Origin of the sequence: Streptomyces sp. NPDC048185, assembly GCF_043202495.1 — a bacterium.
In the GTDB taxonomy this organism is placed as follows: domain Bacteria; phylum Actinomycetota; class Actinomycetes; order Streptomycetales; family Streptomycetaceae; genus Streptomyces.
This window is the reverse complement of sequence record NZ_JBIDAN010000004.1, coordinates 487,662-507,546: the sequence shown is the minus strand read 5'-3', so window position 1 is coordinate 507,546 and position 19,885 is coordinate 487,662. Positions and strand designations below refer to the sequence as shown.

Annotated in this window: 17 protein-coding genes; 15 read left to right on the top strand and 2 right to left on the bottom strand. The window is 72.2% G+C overall.

From position 1 onward, the window contains the following. The first annotated feature begins 258 nt into the window (after positions 1-258). The 3 genes from ACGF3H_RS15760 (at position 259) to dgoD (ending at position 4,179) form a co-directional block, all read left to right on the top strand. Positions 259-1,473 carry a GntR family transcriptional regulator gene (locus ACGF3H_RS15760; protein ID WP_362497135.1) on the top strand — a complete coding sequence of 405 codons (1,215 nt, stop codon included), beginning with the start codon at positions 259-261 and terminating at the stop codon, positions 1,471-1,473. Continuing rightward, complete coding sequence (locus ACGF3H_RS15755) at positions 1,466-2,869, top strand: glycoside hydrolase family 28 protein (RefSeq protein WP_362497132.1); 1,404 nt, start codon at positions 1,466-1,468, stop codon at positions 2,867-2,869. Before ACGF3H_RS15760 ends, ACGF3H_RS15755 begins: the two co-directional genes overlap by 8 nt. A gap of 146 nt (positions 2,870-3,015) precedes the next feature. Continuing rightward, positions 3,016-4,179 carry a galactonate dehydratase gene (gene dgoD, locus ACGF3H_RS15750; protein WP_362497130.1) on the top strand — a complete coding sequence of 388 codons (1,164 nt, stop codon included), beginning with the start codon at positions 3,016-3,018 and terminating at the stop codon, positions 4,177-4,179. A 21-nt stretch (positions 4,180-4,200) separates the two neighbouring features. Here dgoD and ACGF3H_RS15745 read toward each other — a convergent pair whose 3' ends face one another. Then, on the bottom strand, positions 4,201-4,980 hold the full coding sequence (locus ACGF3H_RS15745; protein WP_362497127.1) for an IclR family transcriptional regulator: 780 nt from the start codon (positions 4,978-4,980) through the stop codon (positions 4,201-4,203). Positions 4,981-5,250: 270 nt separating this feature from the next. Between ACGF3H_RS15745 and ACGF3H_RS15740 the strand changes: the two genes are divergently transcribed. The 12 genes from ACGF3H_RS15740 (at position 5,251) to ACGF3H_RS15685 (ending at position 19,076) form a co-directional block, all read left to right on the top strand. Next, entirely contained in the window at positions 5,251-6,102 is an 852-nt protein-coding gene (locus ACGF3H_RS15740) for a fumarylacetoacetate hydrolase family protein (RefSeq protein WP_362497125.1), read from the top strand. Between the two features lie 263 nt (positions 6,103-6,365). Further along, complete coding sequence (locus ACGF3H_RS15735) at positions 6,366-7,592, top strand: mandelate racemase/muconate lactonizing enzyme family protein (RefSeq protein ID WP_362497245.1); 1,227 nt, start codon at positions 6,366-6,368, stop codon at positions 7,590-7,592. After that, on the top strand, positions 7,589-8,611 hold the full coding sequence (locus ACGF3H_RS15730; protein WP_362497122.1) for a hydroxyacid dehydrogenase: 1,023 nt from the start codon (positions 7,589-7,591) through the stop codon (positions 8,609-8,611). The genes ACGF3H_RS15735 and ACGF3H_RS15730 overlap by 4 nt, the downstream gene beginning before the upstream one ends. 5 nt (positions 8,612-8,616) lie before the next feature. Further along, positions 8,617-9,630 (top strand): aldo/keto reductase, encoded by a 1,014-nt coding sequence (locus ACGF3H_RS15725; protein WP_362497119.1) that lies wholly within the window; start codon positions 8,617-8,619, stop codon positions 9,628-9,630. Continuing rightward, positions 9,627-10,511 carry an amidohydrolase family protein gene (locus ACGF3H_RS15720; RefSeq protein WP_362497116.1) on the top strand — a complete coding sequence of 295 codons (885 nt, stop codon included), beginning with the start codon at positions 9,627-9,629 and terminating at the stop codon, positions 10,509-10,511. The genes ACGF3H_RS15725 and ACGF3H_RS15720 overlap by 4 nt, the downstream gene beginning before the upstream one ends. Before the next feature lie 20 nt (positions 10,512-10,531). Continuing rightward, positions 10,532-11,977 (top strand): hypothetical protein, encoded by a 1,446-nt coding sequence (locus ACGF3H_RS15715; protein ID WP_362497114.1) that lies wholly within the window; start codon positions 10,532-10,534, stop codon positions 11,975-11,977. Positions 11,978-12,056: 79 nt separating this feature from the next. After that, positions 12,057-13,325, top strand: coding sequence for an ABC transporter substrate-binding protein (locus ACGF3H_RS15710; RefSeq protein WP_362497111.1), 1,269 nt, complete (start codon positions 12,057-12,059; stop codon positions 13,323-13,325). 3 nt (positions 13,326-13,328) lie between these two features. Further along, positions 13,329-14,240 (top strand): sugar ABC transporter permease, encoded by a 912-nt coding sequence (locus tag ACGF3H_RS15705; RefSeq protein WP_362497108.1) that lies wholly within the window; start codon positions 13,329-13,331, stop codon positions 14,238-14,240. Further along, positions 14,237-15,079: a carbohydrate ABC transporter permease gene (locus ACGF3H_RS15700; protein ID WP_362497106.1), complete on the top strand. Its 843-nt coding sequence runs from the start codon at positions 14,237-14,239 to the stop codon at positions 15,077-15,079. The genes ACGF3H_RS15705 and ACGF3H_RS15700 overlap by 4 nt, the downstream gene beginning before the upstream one ends. A gap of 44 nt (positions 15,080-15,123) precedes the next feature. Beyond that, positions 15,124-15,465, top strand: a complete 342-nt coding sequence (locus ACGF3H_RS15695) for an L-rhamnose mutarotase (RefSeq protein WP_362497104.1) — start codon at positions 15,124-15,126, stop codon at positions 15,463-15,465. 77 nt (positions 15,466-15,542) lie between these two features. Then, a complete protein-coding gene (locus ACGF3H_RS15690) occupies positions 15,543-16,334 on the top strand; it encodes an SDR family oxidoreductase (protein ID WP_362497102.1) in 792 nt (263 codons plus the stop codon). Positions 16,335-16,412: 78 nt separating this feature from the next. Further along, complete coding sequence (locus ACGF3H_RS15685; RefSeq protein ID WP_362497100.1) at positions 16,413-19,076, top strand: hypothetical protein; 2,664 nt, start codon at positions 16,413-16,415, stop codon at positions 19,074-19,076. A 76-nt stretch (positions 19,077-19,152) separates the two neighbouring features. Here the strand turns inward: ACGF3H_RS15685 and ACGF3H_RS15680 are convergent, their stop codons facing one another. Then, on the bottom strand, positions 19,153-19,872 hold the full coding sequence (locus ACGF3H_RS15680; protein ID WP_362497097.1) for a FadR/GntR family transcriptional regulator: 720 nt from the start codon (positions 19,870-19,872) through the stop codon (positions 19,153-19,155). Between the last annotated feature and the right edge of the window lie 13 nt (positions 19,873-19,885).

The window sequence follows — 19,885 nt, the reverse complement described above, 5'->3', positions numbered from 1 at the left end:
CGCCCCGGAGCACCGCGCGGTCCGCGGACCCGCCAGGGGCCCGGGAGCGGGGGACGGCCCGGGACGTGGGCTTGTGGCGGCTGCGCTCGCAGCACGGCACACACCGTCTAGTGGGTCACTGATCGACCACCGATAGTTAATATGTTCGTGCCGATGTGCCGTCAATACACAGGAACCAATCTGAAGTTGGTGACCGGCGGGACGGCGTTTTCCCGGCATCCGAGTCAGAAGTCCGCCCAGTCAAGGAGGCGCGGCGCCATGACCGTTCCCGACGTCCCGGTGTTTCCCCCGCTCAGCGAGGAGGACCGGGCCACCCTGACCGACTGTGCCCAGCGGCCGCCCGGGGCGCTGCGGCTGCGCAGCCGCATCGTCCTGGCCTGTGCCGAGGGACTGACCAACGCGGAGATCGCGCAGCGGCTGCGGGTCTCTCCGACCACGGTGGCCAAGTGGCGGGACCGCTACCTGCGCCGGGGCATCGCCGGTCTGCGGGACGCGCCCCGCTCGGGGCGGCCGCGCAGCACGGTCCGGCAGGAGGCGGAGGCGCATGTCGCGGCCGTGCTCGAACAGGCCCGGGACGGCTCCCCGGTGCCCTCCACCCGCGCCCTGTCGGACACCCTGGGCCTGTCGCAGTCCACGGTCGCCCGGATCTGGCGCGAGCAGCTGGCCGAGCTGCCCGACCCGCCCGGACCGCGGGGCCGCCGGACCCGCACGGAGGGCGGCAGGGCCGGTGGGGGGACGGTCCCGGGCGCTGCGCGCATGCCGCGCCAGCTGCTGTCGGACCACGTGTACTCGCTGCTGCGCGACTGGATCGTCAGTGGTCAGCTGGCCCCCGGGCAGCGGCTGGTGGAGTCGGAGATCGCGCGCGGTTTCGGCACGAGCCAGGCCCCTCCGCGGGAGGCGATCAAGCGCCTGGCGTACGAGGGGTTGGTCATCTCCCAGCCGCACCGCGGCACCTACGTGGCGCGGATCTCCGAGCGGCAGGCGCAGGACGTGCGGGACATCCGGGTGATGTTCGAGGAGTACGCGGCCCGCCGGGTGACCGGCCGTCTGGACGCCGAGCACACACGGCTGCTCACCGACGACGTGACGCAACTGCGCCGGGCCGCGGCCAAGGACGACATCGGCGCTTTCCGTGACGCCGACATGTCATTTCACCGCCATCTGTGCGAGGCTGCCCGGAACGCGGCGCTGATCCGCCTGTGGCGCATGATCGAGTCCAGCCTGTGGGACCTGCACGTGCTGGGCGATCCGCGCTACGCGGGCGGGTGGGGCGCGATGGCCGAACACCACGCGGAACTCCTGGACGTCCTGCGCTCCGGCGACCCCGACGTCGCCGGCCCGATGTTCGCCGCCCACGCCGCGGGCGAGGCGTCCCGCTACCTTCCCGACCGGTCCGGGCCCGGCACCGCTCCCGTGCGGCGCGGCGACCGCACCCCACCGGACCACCTCACCGAGGGGCACAAGCATGAGTGATCCGGCACGCAGAAACGTCCTCCGGCTCGGGGCCCTGGCGGCCGCCGCCGCCGTCCCCCTGGCTCACGCCACCGGCGCGGCCGCGGGCGGCAGGGGCCGTCCGAGCTTCCCCGACGCCTGGTTCCCCGTCACCGACCACGGGGCCGTCGGCGACGGCACCACCGACTGCACGGCCGCCGTCCGGGCGGCCGTCCGGGCCTGCCACGCCGCCGGCGGCGGGCACGTGCTGATACCCCCGGGCCGCTGGGCCACCGGTGCGATCCACCTGCTCAGCGGGGTCGACCTGCACGTCGCCGAGGGTGCGACCGTGCTGTTCAGCACCGACCCGGCCGCCTACCTCCCGGTCGTGCGGACCCGGTGGCAGGGCATCGAGGTCCACAACTACTCGCCCCTGATCTACGCCCACGGCCGGCACGACATCGCGGTCACCGGCCGCGGGGTGCTCGACGCACGGAGCGACGACGCGCACTGGTGGCCGTGGAAGGGCTCCGGGCAGTACGGGTGGAAGCCGGGCATGCCCCACGAGCGTACGGACTGGGCGACCCTCGAGCAGTGGGGCGCGCAGGGCGTCCCGGTGTCCGAGCGCGTCCTCGGTGCCGGGCACTTCCTGCGGCCCAGCTTCATCCAGCCGTACGCCTGCGAGAACGTGCTGATCGAGGGCGTCACGCTGCGCAACTCCCCGTTCTGGAACATCCATCCGGTGCTGAGCCGGAACATCACCGTGCGCGACGTCCGCATCGAGTGCGAGGGTCCCAACAGCGACGGCTGCGATCCCGACTCGTGCGAGAACGTCACCATCGAACGCGTCACCTTCGCCACGCACGACGACTGCATCGCCATCAAGTCCGGCCGCGACGAGGACGGCCGGCGGGTCGGCGTGCCGTCCCGGCGCATCCGCATCCAGGACTGCGTCTACCTCAGCGGCGGGGCGGCGGTGGCGATCGGCAGCGAGATGAGCGGCGGTGTCTCGGACGTGGTGGCCCGGCGGCTGTACCTGCCGTTCGACCCGGACCTGGGCGAGGCGTCCGTCGCCTCGGTGCTCAACGTCAAGTCGACGCCGACCCGGGGCGGTTACGTCCGGGACGTCCGCGTCACCGACGTCGACGCCCCGGCCTGGACGTACGTGCCCTTCGAGGTCACCTTCCAGTACGCGGGCGGCACGGGCGGCGAGCAGCCGGCCGAGGTGTCCCGTCTGTCCGCGGAACGCTGGTCGGTGGGCGGCCGCTGCGAGTATCCCGTGCGCATCCGTGCGCTTCCCCAGGCGCCGGTCAGCGGCGTGCGCCTGGACCGGCTCGCCTTCGACGACGCAGCGCAGGACGTCCTCCTGCAGTCCGTCACGGACCTGTCGCTGCGTCGCGTGACGGTCAACGGCCTTCCCGTGGACGGTTCCGCATGACCGTCGCTCACTGCTAGCCTGCGCTGGCATGCCTCCGGCATGCCAGGCGCTCGGTCGCCTCGTGCTCCAGGCCGCCCTCCGGTCGTCCGGGCCTCGTGCCCTCGACGCCGTACTCCCCCACGGGAACGGACAGAAGGGAAACCGCCTTGCTCATCGGCGAGATCACCGCGTACAGCGTGCCGCCCCGCTGGGTCATGGTCCGGGTCACCACCGACACCGGGGTCACGGGCTGGGGCGAGGCGCTCCTGTCGAAACGGCGGCGGGCCGTCCTCGGCGCCGTCGCCGACCTGGCCGACAACCTCGTCGGGGCACCGGCCGGGCGGATCGAGGAGCTGTGGCACCGGATGCGCCGGGGGGCCTTCTTCCGCGACGGGCCGGTGCTGGCCACCGCAGCCGCGGCGATCGAGCAGGCGCTGTGGGACATCAAGGGGCGGTCGCTGGGCGTTCCCGTGCACGAACTGCTCGGCGGCCCCGTGCGGGAGCGCACGCGGGTCTACGCGTGGATCGGCGGCGACCGGCCGAGCGACGTGGTCGCCGACGCCCGGGCCCGGCTGGCCCAGGGTTTCACCGCGGTGAAGATGAACGCGACGGCCGAACTGGACCACATCGCGGGCGCGGCCGAGGTGGACGCGGTCGTCGCCCGGGTCGCGGCGCTGCGCGAGGAGTTCGGCACCGGGCTGGACGTCGCGCTGGACTTCCACGGCCGGGTGCACCGGTCGATGGTGCGTCCGCTGCTGCGCGAGCTGGAGCAGTTCCGGCTGCTGTGGGTCGAGGAACCGCTGTCGCCGGGCCACGAGGACCTGCTGCCCGAGGTGGCGCGGGCGGCGGGCGCGACCCGGATCGCCACGGGCGAGCGCCTGACCTCGCGGTGGGACTTCCGGGCCCTGCTGCGGCGCGGGGGCGTCGACATCCTCCAGCCCGACGTGTCCGTGACCGGCCTCGGCGAGCTGGTGAGGATCTGCCACCTGGCCGAGGCCCACGATGTCGCGGTCGTGCCGCACTGCCCCAACGGGCCCGTCTCGCTGGCGGCCTCCCTGCAGGTGTCCGGCGTCGCCCTCAACGTGCCGCTGCACGAGCAGAGCCTGGGCCTGCACTACAACACCGGCCATGCCGGGCTGCCCCGGGGCGAGATGGCGGACTACCTGCTGGATCCGGCACGGCTCGCTCCCGTGGACGGGGCCATCGCGCTGCCGACGGGTCCGGGCATCGGCATCGAGGTCGACGAGGCGGCGGTGCGTGCCAGGGACGGCGAGTGGCGCCACCCCGATGCGCGGTGGCGCCACCCCGACGGGCGGATCGCCGAGTGGTGACGGTCCGGTGGGCCGCGTCGGTCACCCCTGCCCGCTCATCCGGCGCACGACGTCCTGGATGAGTGCGGCCACGGCCGCCACGCGGCCGGGTGAGGCCTGGGACTTGAGCAGCGACGAACTGACGGCGAAGGGCCGGCCGTCCGGCGGACCGGGCACGGCCACCGCGACGCACACGATGCCCTCGGCGGTCTCCTGGTCGTCGACCGCGTAACCCGCCGAGCGCGCCTCACGCAGGTCGGCGATCAGCCCGTCGAGTGCCGTGATCGACCAGGACGTGCGGGCCTCGAACGGTTCGCGGCCGGCGAGGAGCCGGCGCACCTCGGCCTCGCTCGTCCCGGCCAGCATGGCCTTGCCCAGCGCCGTGCAGGTGACCGGCAGCCGGGCCCCCGCCCTGCCGGTCAGACGCATCAGGACGGTGCCCTCGTGCACCGACAGGTAGACGACGTCCGTGCCTTCCATGGTGGCCAGTTGGAGCGACTCCTCGCGGTCGCCCAGCCGGCTCACCTGCTCCCTGAAGGCGTGTACGGGATCGAGTGCGTCGAGGTAGGCCTGGGACAGCCCCAGCAACCCGGGTCCGAGCACGAATCCGCCGTCCGCGGCCCGGATCAGCGCGCACGCGTGCAGGGCCGCGCAGATGTTGACGACCGAGGCACGGGGTATGCCGCCCAGCGCGGCGGCCAGTTGGGCGGGTGACAGGGCCCGGCCCCGGGCCTGCGCCAGCGCGTCGAGGATCGCGCCGGCCCTGAGCACGGCCGGCGCCGGTGCGGCACTGGCCCATACCGATCCGTCCTGAGTAGCCATGGCGCTCACCCTAGCCGTCAGCCCAGTCAGCCCACTGACAACCCAGCAGTCCATTGACAACTGGCGGTGCCGTACACCGATACTGTGCCCGGAATTCCTGGAGCGACGGCGGCGGGACGGACCCGGACGCAGCGGCCACCCGCGCACGCCCAGGGGGTGGGGAAACGCTTCGTCAGGGCGGCCGCCACCCCTGCCCCTTCTTCACGCCGGCCCGGCCGACGGCACACACGTCCCGCACGGCGCCGGCCCTCACCGAAGGAAGAACCGCACATGAAACTCGTACGGCTCGGCGAGCCCGGGCAGGAGCGTCCCGCGGTCATCGACGACCAGGGCGTCACCCGTGACCTCTCCCCCCTGACCCGCGACATCGACGGCGCGTTCCTCGCGTCGGACGGGGTGCTCCGCACCCGCCGGGCCCTGGCGGAGGGTGCCCTCCCCGCACTGGACGCCGAGGGACTTCGCTTCGGACCCCCGGTCGCCCGGCCCGGCGCGGTCATCTGCGTCGGCCAGAACTACGCGGCCCACGCGGCCGAGTCCGGCAGCGCGCCGCCCACCCGGCCGGTGATCTTCTTCAAGCCGCCGAACACGGTGGTCGGCCCGTACGACGAGGTGGAGATCCCGCGCGGATCGGTCAGGACGGACTGGGAGGTCGAACTGGCCGTCGTCATCGGCAGGACGGCGCGGTACCTGGAGTCCCCCGCACAGGCCCTCGGCCACGTGGCCGGCTACACCGTCTCGAACGACGTCTCCGAGCGCGACTTCCAGCTGGAGCACTCCGGGGGGCAGTGGTCGAAGGGCAAGTCCTGCGCCGGCTTCAACCCCCTCGGTCCCTTCCTCGTGCCGGCCGACGAGGTGCCCGATGTGCAGGGTCTGCGGCTGCGGTCCTTCGTGAACGGCGAGCCGCGCCAGGACTCCGGCACGGCGGACATGATCTTCTCCGTCGCGCAGCTCGTGTACGACCTCAGCCAGTACCTCGTGCTGGACCCCGGGGACGTGGTCAACACCGGAACCCCCGAGGGTGTCGCCCTGTCCGGCCGGTTCCCCTACCTGCGGCAGGGAGACGTGATGGAGATCGAGATCGAAGGGCTGGGACGCCAGCGGCAGACCCTCGGCGCAGCCTAGCCGCAGCCGGATCCGGTGGCCGCCGACCCCTTTCCACTCATCACTTGTATGATACGTTACGACTTGTTGAGGGCGCGGTTCGGGGCCTCCCCCGACGGCCGCACAGCGCCGTTCCCCGCCGCCTGCCGGCACACTCCCCCACCTCCCGCGTCCCGGTCCGCCGGCGCGGTCCGGGTGGGCCACGGGTGCACGCGCCGTGGCACCCGGGCGCGGCAAGTGCCCGGGCGAGGGGAACGGTGAACGAGCACGAGGAGGGGGAGCGGATGAAGATCACCGGCTACCGGACCCTGCGGACGGTGCACCACTGGGGCCGTCCCGTGGGAGACGCGAACGGTGTCGTCGCCGGGGGCGTCACGGACGTCCCGGTGCTGCTGGTGGAGACCGACGGCGGCCTCACCGGAGTGGGCCTCGGTGCCCACGGCGACGCCGCTCGCATCTTTCCCGCCCTCGAGGGCCAGGATCCGCGCGCCGTCACCGCGCTCTACGACCGCATGCTGGCCCACACGTTCAAGAGCGGCCACGCCGGCACGACCTTCGGCACCATCGGCGCCTTCGACATGGCGCTGTGGGACCTGAAGGCGAAGATGGCCGACGAGCCGCTGTGGCGCACGCTCGGCGCCGCCGACCGCTTCGTGCCCGGCTACGCCTCGGGGCTCGACATCGCGCTCGACGACGAGGAGCTGGCGACGCTGTACTCCGGCTGGGCCGAGCGCGGCTTCACCGGCGCCAAGATCAAGGGCGGTCTGGACACGGAACGCGACATCCGGCGGTTGCGCACCGTCGCGGAGGTGCTGCGCGGGAACACGCGCTCCCCCGCGCTGATGCTCGACGTCAACGAGACCTGGGGCAGGCACCAGGCCGTGCGGCTGCTCGCCCGCATCGAGGACCGCGTCGAACTCGCCTGGATCGAGGAACCGGTGCGCCGCTGGGACGTGAAGGGCAACCGGGCCGTGGGCCGGGCCGCCCGCACCGCCGTCGCCTCCGGCGAGAACCTGACGGGGCTCGAACAGTTCCGTCCCCTGCTGGCCGCCGACGCCCTGCAGGTGGTGCAGACCGCCGGCGTCTGGGGGATCACCCACTTCCTGCGGGTCGCCACCCTCGCCCACGGGCACGACCTGCCGGTCAGCCCGGTCGGCTACGACACCAACCCCCTGGCACACGCCGCTGCCGCCGCCCCCAACCATCTGGTCACCGAGGTGCAGGACACGACGAGTCCCGTGGGGCTCACCGTGGACCAGGTCATCGCGGACGGCGGCATCGTCCTCGGCGACGCACCCGGCCTCGGCATCACGGTCGACGAGACCACCGTCGCCGGCGCGGACGCGACCGCGGGGTGGTCCCGCCCCGAAGGGCCCCATGTGCGGCCACGGGGCGCCGGTCTGCGGCTCGTTCCGGAGCCCGGGCCCCCGGGGCCGGCCGTGGACGGCGTCCGCGGCCCCGCCCGCGGTCTTCCCCGCGACGCGCGCACAGAGAGGGAGAGCACCCCGTGACGCGACCACGCGCCGTCCTCGCCATGAACCCCCCGCGGCTGGCCCGCGCCCTCTTCGACGAGGACGCCCTGGCCCGGCTGCGCCGTGCCGCCGACATCGACACCGGCCTCGTCATCGGTGAGCTGGACTCCGACCGGTCACGGAACGCTCTGGCCGAGGCCGAGATCCTCATCGCCGGCTGGGGCGCGCCGGTCGTCCGCGCCGCCCATCTTCCCCACACCTCGCGGCTGCGGGCCGTGGTCTACGCGGGCGGGGTCGCCGCGACCTGCCTGGAGGACCCGGCGGCCCTCGCCGCCCGCGGCGTCGTCGCGGCCAACGCCCGTACCGCGAACTCCGGGCCGGTGGCCGAGTACACGCTGGCGATGATCCTGCTCGCCAACAAGCGGGTCCTCGTCCACGAGCGGCGCTACCGCGCGTCCATGAGCCTTCCGGACCATGTCGCCGCCCACACCGGGCGCGGCAACTACCGGCAGACCGTGGGCATCGTCGGCGCCTCCACCGTGGGCCGGGCGGTGCTCGCCCTGCTGCGCCCCTTCGACCTCGACGTGCTGCTGTACGACCCCACGCTCACCGAGGAGGAGGCGGCGGGTCTCGGTGCGCGCCTGGTGCCGCTCGACGAGCTGATGGCGAACAGTCAGGTCGTCTCCCTGCACCAGCCGCTGACTCCCGGTACGCGCGGGCAGATCGACGCGGGCCGGCTGGCGCTGATGCGGGACGGCGCGACCCTCGTGAACACCGCGCGGGGTGCCGTCGTCGACCAGGACGCCCTGATCGCGCAGCTGCGCACCGGCCGCATCGACGCCGTCCTCGACGTCACGGATCCGGAGCCGCCGGCACCCGACAGCGAGCTGTGGACCCTGGACAACGTGGTACTCACCCCTCATCTGGCCGGATCGCTCGGCGGTGAACTCCACCGCCTCGGTGACGCCGTCGCCGACGAGGTGGAACGGTTCGCCTCGGGCCGGCCGTTCGCCCACCCGGAGGACCTGGCGGTCTCCGCGCCCACGAGGGTGCGGTGAGGCCGATGCGTTCCCGCACCCCCGCACCCGGCCTTCGGCTGTCCGAACTCGGTCTGGGAGCGGCCCAATTGGGCAACCTGGGCCGGCCGACGAGCGACGAGGACGCCGTCGGCGCCGTCGACGCGGCCTGGGACAGCGGCGTCCGCTACTTCGACACGGCCCCGCACTACGGTCTCGGACTGTCCGAACGCCGCCTCGGCGCCGCCCTCGCACGGCGCCCGCGGGCCGAGTACACCGTGTCGACCAAGGTCGGCCGGCTGCTGACGCCCAGCCCGGCAACGGCACACCGGCAGGACGACGGCGGATTCGCGGTGCCCGCCGCGTTCCGCCGCAGCTGGGACTTCAGCAGGGACGGGATCATGCGCTCGCTCGAGGGCAGCCTGCGGCGCCTCGGCCTCGACCACATCGACATCGTCTACCTCCACGACCCCGACGACCACTGGGAGCAGGCCTCGACCACCGGCGTCGACACCCTCGTCGAACTGCGCGACCAGGGGGTGGTGAAGGCGGTGGGCGCCGGCATGAACCAGGCCGCGATGCTCGCCGAGTTCGTCCGCCGCTGCGACGTCGACCTCGTCATGGTCGCCGGCCGCCACACCCTGCTCGACCAGTCCGCGCGGGACGCGTTGCTGCCGCTCGCCCAGGAGCGCGGCGTGGGCGTCGTCGCCGCCGCGGTCTACAACTCGGGCCTGCTCGCGGCCCCCCGGCCCCCGGCCGACGCCACGTACGACTACGCGCCGGCCCCCCGGGAGCTGACCGAGCGCGCCCTCGCCGTCGCCGACGTCTGCGAACGCCACGGTGTGACCCTGCCGGAAGCCGCCGTCGCCTACCCGCTCCGGCACCCCGCGGTCGTGTCGGTGGTGCTCGGCGCCCGCGACGCCGAGCAGTCCCGCACGAACGCGCGCCGTCTCGCGGCCCGCGTGCCCGACGCGCTCTGGGCCGAACTGGCACTCCTCGGCCTGGTCCCCGACGGCCCCGCGGCACCCGCCGCGCCGCGTACCGGAGAGGAACGGTCATGACCGTCATCGACGCCCACCAGCACGTCTGGGACCCCGGCCGCGCCCCCTACGACTGGCTGGGTCCCGCGATGGCGCCGATCGACCGTGCCATGGGGTTCGCCGACGTCCGCCCGGCGCTCGACGCCGCCGGAGTCACCGCGACCGTGCTCGTGCAGGCGGCGGACAACGACGCGGACACCGGCCACATGCTGGAGACCGCCGCCGCCCACCCCCGGGCCGTCGGCGTCGTCGCCTGGGTACCGCTGGACGACCCCGCCCGTGCCCGGGCCCGGCTCGCCGTCCTGCGCCGCGACCCGCACGTGGTGGGCGTACGGGCTCTCGTCCACGAGATGTCCGACCGCGACTGGATACTCCGCTCCGACGTCGGCGAGGGACTCGCCCTGCTCGCCGAGGCCGGCCTCGCCTTCGACTACGTCACCTCCTCCCCCGAGGCACTGGCCCACGTACCCCTGCTGGCGGAGCGTCACCCCGCACTGCGCCTGGTCGTCGACCACCTCGGCAAACCACCGGTCGGCGGCGGCCCCGAGGACCGCGCCGGCTGGCGCAAGCTGATCGCCGCCGCCGCACGGCACCCCGGCGTCCACGCCAAGGTGTCCGGGCTCTACTCCGCGTCCGGCCCCCTCGACTCGTGGACCACCGACGGGGTGCGCCCGTTCGTCGAGGACGCGCTGGAGCTGTTCGGGCCCGGCCGGCTGATGTACGGCGGCGACTGGCCGGTCTCGCTGCTGGCGGGGGGCTACGAACGCACCTGGGAGGCCGTCACGGACCTGCTCGCCCCGCTGGACGCCGACGACCGTGCCGCCGTGCTCGGCGGCACCGCCGCCCGCTTCTACCGCCTCGACGCCGCCCTGCTGAACGCCGCACGCGCCGCCGCCGCGTGAACCGCTCCGGAAGGAACGCCATGGAACACCACACCACCACGCCGGACACGGCGGCGCTGGCCGGCTGGCTGCACAGCTGGGTGACGGAGGAGGGGGCGATCAACGGCTTCCACAACCACAGCGTGTGGGGCACCAACCCCTTCACCTTCATAGACTTCACCAGCGGGCACACCACCTTCGCGGGCCCAGCCGTCGCCGCGTGGGCCCAGGCACTCGCGGCCCGGCCCGACGAGCGGGGTACCGCGCTGCTGCGCCGGCTGCTGCGCTACCAGGCCGGCGAGACCCAGCCCGACGGGCAGTACCGGCACATCGGCTTCCAGGTCGGCGAGTCGGCGACCCAGGGCCTCATCCACAACGCCGTCGCGAGCCTCGGCATGCTGCTCGCCCTGCGGCACGCCGGCCATCTGCTGCCCGACGACGAGGTGGCCGGCGTCCTGGCCGCCGTACGGCGCAACCTGGACGCCTGCGAGATGTACGGCGGCGGCCGTCCCGGCGAGGACGGCACGTGCAACCAGGAGTACGCCCGGGTCTGGGTCAAGCAGCTCTACACCGAGCTGAGCGACGACAAGACCTACGCCGACGAGATTCCCGAGGACCTGGCCGAGCTGGTCCGTCTCTTCCACCACCGGGGCGTGCCCGACCAGGACGGCGCGGGCGCCTTCCGCACGGTCCGGGACCGCACCGAGGGCGGCATCCTGGAGCCGGCCGAGTACTACGGCCTCATGATCGTGCCCCTGGTGCTGGGGTACCGGTCCCAGGGCGACCCGGAACTCCTCGCCGAGGCACGGCGCCTGTGCCGGCACGTCGCCCGCTCGGCCTGGACCGACGACACCGGCGCCACCCGCTACCACCGTTACTGGTACGTCAAGGGCGAGCGGGCCCTCAAGACGGACACACCGATGCTGATCGCGGGCATGGGACTGACCCTGTACGGCATCCACGAGGTCCTGGCCGAAGGCCCGGACGCCGAGCTGGAAGCCTTCACCGCGGCCTGCCTCGCCACCTACGCCCGCTATCAGACGCCGGCCGGCTACTTCGCCTCCGCGAGCGGCTGGCACAACGAGGCCGACATCGCCCCCAGCACCGCCTGGCACGCCCACGACCTGATGTTCCTGATGGCCGCGCTCGGTCCGGGCGACGGCTTCTGGGACCGGGTGTTCTCGGCACGGGAGCGGCAGTCGGTCCTGGTCAGCGATCGCGCCTACTGGAGCGAGTCCGGGGTCCACTGGTCCGTGCGCAGCCCGCTGACCGCCGGCGACCTGCACCTGTACGGCCGCAAGGACCGGGCCGCCTTCGCCCGTGAGTTCTTCGCCTGGACGGACCGCGAGGCGCTGCCCGAGGAGTTGCGCTACCCGGACGTGCCCGAGTTCTTCGTCGCGGACGACGGCATCTACCGCGTCGACCACGGCGAGGCACCCACCGATGTCACGGCCGTCGGTCCCCTGCCCTACCGCGGGCGGCTGTGACGGCTGCCCGTACCGCCCCCGCCCCACCGTGGGCGGGTGCGGGTCCCCGCTTTCCCCATCGAGGAAATGAGAGACGACGATGATGTCAACCCCCAGAGGAAGCAGGGCGCGCGGTGCCGCGCTCGCCGCCGCGGTTCCGCTGATGCTCGTCGCGGCCTGCTCGTCGGGCTCCGGCTCGGCCGGCGGCGAGGACGGCGAGATACGGATGATGGTCAATCTCACCGACAACCTCGATCAGGCCTACTGGGAGAAGCTGGTCGAGCCGTTCGAGGACAAGACCGGCCTGAAGGTGAAGATCGAGGGCCCGACCGGCAAGTCCGTCGCCGAGTCCTTCCCGCAGCAGCTCGCCGCCGGCACCGCTCCCGACGTCATTCAGTCGATCTTCCCCGACGACGACACGGCACCCGAGCTGGTGGACCTCGGCAACGAGCCCTGGGCCAAGGGGACTCCGATGTTCGACGAGTACGCCCTGGGCGACAAGCACTACGCGGTCGGCGTCGGCACCCAGACCCAGTCGCTGATCTACTACAACAAGAGTGCGTTCGAGAAGGCCGGCATCGCCAAGACCCCCACCACCTGGGCGGAACTCGCGGACGACATGGCCAGGTTGAAGCGAGCGGGCTACATCGCCCTGCAGACCGCCGGGGACTTCCAGACCGGCCTTCAGCTCCAGCAGATGTACCACCCGGCGCTGAACCAGCTGCACCCGAAGTGGCAGTCCGCGGTCTCCGACGAGCAGCTCACGGTCGGTGAGGTGTACAAGCCCGCGTTCGAGATGTACGAGGACTGGATCGGCGAGGGCTACATCGCCAAGAGCGACGTCGGACTCAACCCCTCGCAGGCGGACGGCAACTTCGTCGCGGGCAAGGTGGGCCTGTACACCAACGGCAGCTGGTTCGCCGCCACGCTCGACCGGACCAAGGACCTGCCGTTCGAGGTGGGTGTGTTCTCGCCGCCGGCCGCGGACGGCAAGCCCTACCCGGGCCCCCAGGGCGCCACCATGGCCAACCCCTACATGGTCCGCAAGGGCACCGCCGACGAGGACGGCGCCAAGCGGCTGGTCGAGTTCCTGGTCACCGACCCCGCGGCGATCAAGGCCCAGCTCGGCTCCGACGGGGTGTTCCGCAAGGACGCCGACGCGCAGCGGACCGCCGTCGACGCCCAGATCCAGGACATCCTGGACAACGCCCCCGAGCTGGTCGCCGTGGGTGAGGGCCAGGGCAACGTCCGGCTCCCCGTGACGGGGTTCAACCCGAAGTTCACCGAGGTCGCGCAGAGCCTGTACACCGGGGCGAGTGCGGCGGACGCCGCCAAGGCCGTCGACCAGTGGGTCGACGAGAACCGCTGACCCATGGAACGGACATCTCCCTCGAAGCCGCGGGGATGGCGCGACGCGGGCGCCCGCGTCAGCATGGTCGTCCCCGCGGTGCTCGTCTACGTCGCTCTGCTGGTCGTACCGGTGGTCTACGCGTTCTACTACAGCTTCACCGAGTACAACGGATTCCCCACCCGCGTCCCGGAGTTCATCGGTCTCGACAACTACCGCACCGTCCTCGGGTCCGACGACATGACCGGCACCATGGCGGTCACGGCGGTGGTGGCCGTGGTGGGCGCGCTCGCGGTCAACCTCGCCGCGCTCGGCCTCGCGCTGCTGCTGCAGCGCACCAACCGGTTCAACACCTTCGGCCGGGTGGTGATGTTCTACCCGCACGTGCTCAGCGCGCTGGTGGTCGGCTTCCTGTGGCAGGCCGTCCTCGGGCCGCAAGGGGTGGTCAACACCATGCTGGAGAAGGTGGGCACCGACAGCCTGCCCTTCCTCAGCGACCCCGACTGGGCCCTGTGGTCGATGATCCTCGTCATCGTGTGGTCCCTGTTCGGCGTCCAGCTGGTCCTCTACCTGGCGGGCCTGCAGGCCGTGCCGGCGGACCTGCTGGAGGCGGCGCGGATCGACGGGGCGGGCAGGTGGCAGACGTTCCGTGCCGTCACCTGGCCCTCCCTGGCGTCCACGGTGACGGTCGCGGTCATCACCTCCGGCATCTCCCTGCTGAAGACCTACGACGTGGTCGTCTCGCTGACCGGGGGCGGCCCCGCCGGTTCCACGAAGACCCTCGCCTACTCGATCCTCGCGGTCTCCTTCCCCCAGCGGAACATCGGCGTCGCCTCGGCCCAGGCCGTGCTGCTGATCCTGGCGGCCGCGGTCCTGGCCATCACCGTCCTCGTCCTGCGCCGGCGAGCCGAGGACGACGCGGAGTCCATCGGATGAAGAAGACCCTGACCCCGGCCGCCACCGTCCGCGTGGCGTTCATCTCCCTCGTCTCCCTCGGCATGCTCGTGCCGATGTACCTCCTGGTCGTCAACGCCTTCAAGAGCCAGCGGGAGATCCTCGCCAACCCGTTCACACTGGACTTCGGCACGGCGACCTTCCAGTACCTCGCGGACGCCTGGAACAACCCGGACTTCAGCATCCTGAAGGGCTACGGCATCACCCTCGCGCTGGTGGTCTGCGTGAACGCGCTCGCCATGGCGGTGTGCGCGCCCGCGGCCTACGTGCTGGCCCGCACCCCGAAGACGGTGGCCCGGATGCTGCTGTTCTTCTTCATCGCGGGCATGTTCATCCCCACCCAGGTGATCCTGGTGCCGGTGATCTTCGTGCTGCGCTCGATCGGTCTGATGGGCACGCTGCCCGGGCTCATCCTGTTCATGACGGCCACCACCGTCCCGTTCACGCTGTTCGTGTTCTTCGGATACATCCGCGTGCTGCCCCGGTCGCTCGACGAGGCGGCGGCCATCGACGGGGCCGGCAGGTACCGCACGCTGTGGCGGATCATCCTGCCGCTGATGCGGCCGATCATCGCCACGGTGTTCATCCTGAACTCGCTCAGCGTCTGGAACGACTTCGCCAGCCCGCAGATGATCCTCGGCCCCGGCAGCGGCGTCTACACCGTCACCACCGGTGTGTACGCGGCCGTCGGCCAGTACTCCACGGACTACACCAAGGTGTTCCCCACGCTGCTGCTCGCGGTGATCCCGATCCTGGTGATCTTCGTCGTGATGCAGCGGCACATCATGAGCGGCCTCGCGGCGGGAGCGGTCAAGGGATAGCACCGACCCCCGCGAGGCCCGGCGTCACGAAGGAGTGACCAGCCATGCCCGCACCCCGCACACCCCGCCGGGTCGCGTCCGTGATCCGGCTGCGACCCGAACACGCCGAGAGGTACCGGGCGTTGCACCGCTCCGTTCCGCAACCGGTGCTGGACACCCTCTCGCGCGCCCATGTCACCGATTACTCCATCTTCCTGCGCGACGACACGCTGTTCGCCTACTTCGAGTACACCGGCGACGACTACGAGGCGGACATGGCCGCCATCGCCGCCGATCCGGAGACCCAGCAGTGGTGGACGCTCACCGACCCCTGCCAGCAGCCCCTGGACTCGGCGGAGCCCGGGGAGCGGTGGGTGACCGGCGAGGAACTCTTCCACCTGGACTGACCACCCCGCCCCCGTGCCGTCCGGTGTCCGCCCGCGAGGCGGCACCGTGCGGTCACCCCACGCCGAGGAACACTTCCATGCCGCACAGCACCACTCCCCCGCCCCTCGAACTCGACGGTCTCACGGCCGTGGTCACGGGCGGCGCGTCCGGGATCGGGCTCGCCACCGCCCGGCTCCTGACCCGCCGCGGCGCCCGGGTCGCCGTCCTGGACCTCGATCCCGGCGCCCTGCCGGCCGCCGACCGGGACTCCCTGCTGCCCGTGCGCTGCGACGTCGGGGACGACGCCTCGGTCCGCACCGCCGTCGCGGAGGCCGCGGACCGGCTGGGCGCACTCGACATCCTGGTCAACAACGCGGGCATCGGCGCGCAGGGCACGGTGGCGGACAACGACGACGCCGAATGGCACCACGTCCTGGACGTCAACGTCGTCGGCATCGTGCGGACGACCCGGGCGGCGCTGCCCCTGCTGCGCGAGTCCCGGCACGCGGCGGTGGTCAACACCTGCTCGGTCGCCGCGACCGCGGGACTGCCCCAGCGCGCGCTGTACAGCGCGAGCAAGGGGGCGGTGCTGTCGCTGACGCTCGCCATGGCGGCCGACCACGTCCGTGAGGGCGTCCGCGTGAACTGCGTCAACCCCGGTACGGCGGACACCCCGTGGATCGACCGGCTGCTGTCCCGCGCCGACGATCCCGCGGCGGAGCGCACGGCGCTCAACGCCCGGCAGCCGACGGGGCGGCTGGTCTCCGCCGAGGAGGTCGCCGCGGCCGTCGCCTACCTGGCGTCCCCGGCCGCGGCCTCCGTCACCGGTACCGCCCTCGCCGTCGACGGCGGCATGCAGGGCCTTCGGCTGCGGCCCGAGAACGGCTGACCCCGGCACCCCGCACCGCACCGCACCGCACCGCACCGCACCTGCCAGGAACACGAGATCCCACGGAAGGGCACCCCCATGGCGAGAACCCGGCGACGACCGGCACGGACACTGCTGGCGTCCGTCGCACTGGCGCTGGTGACGGGCGTCGGCGGGCCGGCGACCGGCGCGACCGCGGCCCCCGACTCCGCCGCCCCCGGGCGACTGACGGTCTACGTCTCGGCCACCGACGGCGACGACGGCAACAGCGGCGGCAGACGAGACCCCTTCAGGACGCTCACCGCCGCCCGGGACGCGCTGGCCGGCCGTACGTCCGCGACAGCGCGCGGCACGGTGTACGTCCGGGGCGGCACCTACGTCCTCGACGACACGGTCCGGCTGACGGGGCCGGACAACTCGTGGGTCACGTACACCGCGTACCGGAACGAGAAGGTGACGATCACCGGGTCGCACGCCTTGCCGGCCGACGGCTGGAAGAGGCTCACCGACCTGTCCGCCGAGACGCTCGCGCAGCCCCGGTACTCCTCGAACAGCCGCCTCGACACCCCCGAGCTGCGGGAGGGGGTGTGGGTCTACGACCTGGGAGCGCAGGGGATCGACCCCGGCACGCTGTACAAGAACGGCTTCAACTGGGTGCAGGACCCCTTCGCGCCGGAACTCGTCGTCGGTGGTGACACGCAGGTGCTCGCCGAGTACCCCAACGGCTCCACGTGCCCCACCACCCAGACCGGCTGCCACCTGTGGGGAACGGGTGACAAGTGGGATGCCGAGGGTCCCCGGGACCTCATGAACGTGGACGTCGACGGCCGTTTCGGGCGGCAGGACGACTGGAACTCCTCCGGCACCACCCCGAGGGCGCAGTTCGAGGACAAGAAGCAGCTCCTCGCCGGCCCCGGGGAGCGCGACACCTGGTCCGTGCAGGAGATGAGGCGCATGACGCCGTCCGTCTTCACGGTCGGCGGCCGCGCGCTCGACGGGGACCGCTACCGGCGGTGGGCGCCCGAGTCCGTGCCCGTGGTGGACGATCTCGGCACCCGCGGATTCGGTGCGTACGCGGACGTGCCGGTGCAGCTCGACCCGCGGTGGATCGAGGACATCGACAACACGAAGTCCGAGACCGAGGGCTGGCTGTCCGGGTACTTCGGCAACAACTACGCCAACGACATGATGCGGATCCTGTCGTGGAGCGAGGACCGGCTCTACACGAAGTACCCGTCCATGTACATCCCGCAGGACGCGTGGACGAAGGTCAAGGTGATCAACGTCCTGTCGGAGATGGACACGGCCGGCGAGTACTACATCGACCGCTACCACGACAACGACGTCCTCTACTACCGGCCGGAGGGCGGGACCGTCGAGGGCACCAGTGCCACCCTGCAGACCTTCGACAAGAACTTCTTCCTGCTCGAGGGCACCACCGGCGTCACTCTGCGGGGACTGGCCATGACCGGGTCGCTCGTCAGCGGCGTGCAGCTCCTGGACGCCGTCGGGACACTCGTCGACGGCGTCGACATCTCCAACGTGAGCATGGACGCGGTCCGGATCGGCCGGCCGGCCGACACCATCACGAGCATGCCCGACTACGAGACCCTGCGGGGCGGCCACGGCAACGTCGTGCAGAACTCCTACCTCCACGACCTCGGGGGCGGCGGGGTACTGCTCGGCGGCGGGGACCGGGCCACGCTGGAACGGGGCGACAACGTGGCCCGCCGCAACGAGATCGCGCGCTTCTCGAAGCTGGCGACGTACACACCGGCCGGCTACCTGTACGGGGTCGGCAACTCCTTCGAGTACAACTACGTCCACGACGCCCCGCACATGGCGGTGCAGATCATGGGCAACGACATGCGGGTCAACCACAACCACTTCTACGACGTGGTGAAGAACGCCGGTGACATGGGTGCGGTGTACGCGGGCCGGGACTTCACGTACCTGGGCAACGAGATCGCGTACAACCACTTCGAGAAGATCGGCGGCTCGAACGACGCCCTGTACATGGACGACGGAGCCTCGGGCGTGCGGTTCCACCACAACGTGGTGAACGGCTCGAACTCCGGGGTCAATTTCAACTCCGGGCACAGCAACACCGCGAACGACAACGTGTTCATCGGGGTGAAGCACGCCGGTCACGGGGGCATCTACCACAAGAAGGGCGAGACGCGGCTCCCGCTGGACAACAGCTGGGTGCTGCAGAGCCGTTTCGACTCCTTCCTCGACGTCCGTGAGGGGGAGAAGTACAGCGCGACTCCCGAGACCGTCGCGGCCTGGCACGAGCACTACACGAGCGGGAAGTCCAGGTACTCCGACGGGAAGCCGATCTCGTACCCGCAGGTGGCGCGGTGGTACGTGCCGAGGGTGACCGCGACCGGCCGGGACTGCACGGCGGCCGACTACTCGACGGCGGGTACGAACGGCTGCAGCCGGGCGACGGTCTGGGACGACCCCGACTCGGTGTACGTTCCGTCCGGCGTCGAGGTCGACCACGCGGTGGTCGTGGGCGGCGGGTCGGGGTTCGTGGAGACGACGGCGGCCTTCACGCAGCCGGCGGCGGAGTACGGCGTGTCGCGCTGGAGCGACAAGGTCAACACCCATGTACTGGCGGCCGCTTCGGTGGCGGACACGGGCCTGGACCTCGGCACGCTGAAGTTCTCGGGCTCCGGCGCGGTGGCCGGGGCGTACGGGTCCGCCTGGGTCGCCGAGTGGAACCGGCACGTCACGAGCGAGGGGATCGGCCGGCCGTGACGGGCTGAGCGCCGCCCTCCTGTGCGGCGGAGGGGCCCGTCCGTGACGGGTCCCTCCGCCGCTTCGTCACGGCTCCCTACGCGTCGGGCAGGTCGGCCGGACGCCGGCGGGCCCACGACGACGTGATGTGCTCACGCATCGCCTCGGCGGCCCCGTCGACGTCCCGGGCGAGCACCGCCGCCGCGACCCGGGCGTGCGCCTCGTGCGTCAGCTCGATGTCCTCACGGGTCGGATCCCCGCTGTACTGCGGGGAGCGCACCGCCTTGCCCTGGATGCTGGAGACGATGGCCCGCCCGAACGCGTCCTGCGAGGCCCGGTGGATGATCTCGTGGAACTCTATGTCCGCCCGCGAATAGGCCTCGGGATCGTCGATGAGGGCCGCGAGTTCGTCGAGCTTGGCCGAGAGGGCGCCCGCCTGGGCGTCGTCGATGCGCACGGCGGCGCGGGCGGCCATGGCGCACTCCAGCGTCGTCCTGATCTCGATGAGGTTGTCCAGGTAGACCAGGCGGTCCTTGCGCTGGAACAGCGCGTCGAGGACCAGCGGATCGAGCAGGCTCCACTGGTCCTGGTCGAGGACGACGGTCCCCCAGCCCTGCCGCGTCGCGACCAGGCCCTTCTCCGCGAGGGTGGTCGTCGCCTCACGGATCACGGTCCGGCTCACCTCGTACTCCTCACAGAGGTCACCCGCCGACGGCAGGGCCGTGCCCGGTGGGTACTCACCGAGCACGATGGCCGTCGCGAGGCTCTGGACGACGGCCGCAGCGAGCGGTGGCCGGCGCCGTTGAGGTCGGGACACGGCAGTGGTGTCC

What these genes read in the sequence shown, in the direction of transcription:
- ACGF3H_RS15760 (WP_362497135.1), top strand. Translation starts at nt 259, where the DNA reads ATGACCGTTCCCGACGTCCCGGTGTTTCCCCCGCTCAGCGAGGAGGAC.
- ACGF3H_RS15755 (WP_362497132.1), top strand. Translation starts at nt 1,466, where the DNA reads ATGAGTGATCCGGCACGCAGAAACGTCCTCCGGCTCGGGGCCCTGGCG.
- ACGF3H_RS15745 (WP_362497127.1), bottom strand. Translation starts at nt 4,980, where the DNA reads ATGGCTACTCAGGACGGATCGGTATGGGCCAGTGCCGCACCGGCGCCG.
- ACGF3H_RS15740 (WP_362497125.1), top strand. Translation starts at nt 5,251, where the DNA reads ATGAAACTCGTACGGCTCGGCGAGCCCGGGCAGGAGCGTCCCGCGGTC.
- ACGF3H_RS15735 (WP_362497245.1), top strand. Translation starts at nt 6,366, where the DNA reads ATGAAGATCACCGGCTACCGGACCCTGCGGACGGTGCACCACTGGGGC.
- ACGF3H_RS15725 (WP_362497119.1), top strand. Translation starts at nt 8,617, where the DNA reads ATGCGTTCCCGCACCCCCGCACCCGGCCTTCGGCTGTCCGAACTCGGT.
- ACGF3H_RS15720 (WP_362497116.1), top strand. Translation starts at nt 9,627, where the DNA reads ATGACCGTCATCGACGCCCACCAGCACGTCTGGGACCCCGGCCGCGCC.
- ACGF3H_RS15715 (WP_362497114.1), top strand. Translation starts at nt 10,532, where the DNA reads ATGGAACACCACACCACCACGCCGGACACGGCGGCGCTGGCCGGCTGG.
- ACGF3H_RS15710 (WP_362497111.1), top strand. Translation starts at nt 12,057, where the DNA reads ATGATGTCAACCCCCAGAGGAAGCAGGGCGCGCGGTGCCGCGCTCGCC.
- ACGF3H_RS15705 (WP_362497108.1), top strand. Translation starts at nt 13,329, where the DNA reads ATGGAACGGACATCTCCCTCGAAGCCGCGGGGATGGCGCGACGCGGGC.
- ACGF3H_RS15700 (WP_362497106.1), top strand. Translation starts at nt 14,237, where the DNA reads ATGAAGAAGACCCTGACCCCGGCCGCCACCGTCCGCGTGGCGTTCATC.
- ACGF3H_RS15695 (WP_362497104.1), top strand. Translation starts at nt 15,124, where the DNA reads ATGCCCGCACCCCGCACACCCCGCCGGGTCGCGTCCGTGATCCGGCTG.
- ACGF3H_RS15690 (WP_362497102.1), top strand. Translation starts at nt 15,543, where the DNA reads ATGCCGCACAGCACCACTCCCCCGCCCCTCGAACTCGACGGTCTCACG.
- ACGF3H_RS15685 (WP_362497100.1), top strand. Translation starts at nt 16,413, where the DNA reads ATGGCGAGAACCCGGCGACGACCGGCACGGACACTGCTGGCGTCCGTC.